Origin of the sequence: Vibrio sinaloensis DSM 21326, assembly GCF_000189275.1 — a bacterium.
In the GTDB taxonomy this organism is placed as follows: domain Bacteria; phylum Pseudomonadota; class Gammaproteobacteria; order Enterobacterales; family Vibrionaceae; genus Vibrio; species Vibrio sinaloensis.
Genome location: NZ_AEVT01000047.1, coordinates 1 through 242 on the forward strand (window position 1 = coordinate 1; position 242 = coordinate 242).

General features: G+C 50.8%; 1 protein-coding gene. It reads left to right on the plus strand.

Features of this window, described 5'->3' with window-relative positions:
* A partial coding sequence (locus tag RH45_RS06810; protein ID WP_008075363.1) for a VCBS domain-containing protein occupies positions 1 to 242 on the plus strand: 242 nt, incomplete at both ends.

A 242-nucleotide genomic window follows, 5' to 3' on the forward strand; every position in this document is an offset into this window, starting at 1 on the left:
CGTTGGCGACAAAGTGGAAGAGACGTTTACGGTAACGTCTATCGATGGCACGCCATCGACTATCAAGGTAACAATAAACGGCACAAACGATGCGGCCACCGTAAGCAGCGCGACTGTCGCAGTCGATGAAACTGACTCAGCAATCACAACCTCTGGCAACCTAACCAGTACCGATGTCGATAACCCGGATAACACCTTTACGCCAAATTCAATCACAGGCACCCACGGAGATCTGACCATTG